General features: G+C 57.4%; 1 protein-coding gene and 1 pseudogene. Both read right to left on the bottom strand.

Annotation, left to right across the window (positions count from 1 at the left end; all coding sequences use genetic code 11):
• Nucleotides 1-40: 40 nt before the first annotated feature.
• Nucleotides 41-1,075: an IS3 family transposase gene (locus tag KSY82_RS10180; protein WP_254881814.1), complete on the bottom strand. Its 1,035-nt coding sequence runs from the start codon at nucleotides 1,073-1,075 to the stop codon at nucleotides 41-43.
• Nucleotides 964-1,203: pseudogene (locus KSY82_RS10435) on the bottom strand (transposase); the annotation flags it as partial. The pseudogene KSY82_RS10435 and the gene KSY82_RS10180, both read right to left, overlap by 112 nt.
• Nucleotides 1,204-1,255: the final 52 nt, after the last annotated feature.

The raw sequence follows: 1,255 nt of genomic DNA, 5'->3' as shown, positions 1-1,255 counted from the left end.
TGGAGTGGGAAGGATAAACTGGACTTTCTTTTAAGGATCCTCAAGCGTATTGCCGCTCGTATTCCACTGGAGACATGTAGCCCAGGGTGGAATGCATGCGCACCCTATTGTAATAGAGCTCTATGTACTTGAAGATGTCCTGCTTGGCCTCGTCCCTCGTCCCATAGCTCCTCTCTTTCACCAATTCCCTTTTCAGCGTCTTGAAGAACGACTCGGCCACCGCGTTGTCCAGCGGCGTGCCGGGCCTTGATACCGACTGGACTATGCCATGCGAGTCCAGACACCGCTGGAAGGAACGGGAGGTGTACTGCGCGCCCCGATCGTCATGGAAGACGAGGCTGCCGTCATCTGGCGGACCCTCCCTGCCGACCGCCTGCTCCATCGCGTCGATCGCGACCTTCTCGGTGATGCGCTCGGACATTGACCAGCCCACGACCTTGCGGGAGAAGGCGTCTATCACGGCTGCGAGATAGAGCCACCCTTCTCTTGTGGGTATGTAGGTGATGTCGCCCACCCAAAGCCTGTTGCGCTCGCCCACGGTGAAAGCGCGCTCTACCAGGTTCAACCGAGGGTCTCCCGGCTCGACCTTCTTCTGGATGCGGTGTTTTCGGGTCGCGCCCTTTCCGGCAAGTCCGAGCTTCTGCATGATGCGGAGCACGCGCTTCTCGCTCACGACGATGCCGCTTTTTCGCAGTTCGCGGTTGATGCGCCGGTAGCCGTAACGGCCCTTGTGCCGCTCGAAGGCCTCGACGACGAAACCTTCGATCGCCTCCCGCTCTATCTGGGCGTCGGACTTCTTCCGGCCGAGATACTCGTAGAAACCGGATTTCGAGACTTTCATCAGCCCGCATGCCTTCTTGATGGGGCCGATCTCGCCCCTATGCTCTTTGAGGAACTCGAACCTCACGCATGGTCTTGACTCAAGAAGGCCCGGAAATTTTTTAGTATCTCGTTCTCGCGCTCGAGCTCCTCGACCTTCTTCTTGAGCTTCACGATCTCGTAGTCCTTGTTGATCTTCGGGGAGCCGTTTCCGGGGAACGCGCCGTCTCCCATCTCCTCGTATTCGCGGGCCCATCTTCTCAGCGTCGAATCCTTTATGCCGAGTTCCTCCGATAGGCCTTTGACCGTCATTTCCCCGGACAGGACCACCTTTGCCGCCGAGACCTTGAACTGCCTGTCGTATCGCTTTCTTCTTTGGGTCATCTTGAACACCTTTCGCTCTTAACTAGGTGTCCAATTCATCATACCCACTCCA

Origin of the sequence: Collinsella aerofaciens (assembly GCF_019131995.1) — a bacterium.
Classification (GTDB): domain Bacteria; phylum Actinomycetota; class Coriobacteriia; order Coriobacteriales; family Coriobacteriaceae; genus Collinsella; species Collinsella aerofaciens_S.
This window is presented reverse-complemented; position numbering and strand designations above follow the sequence as displayed.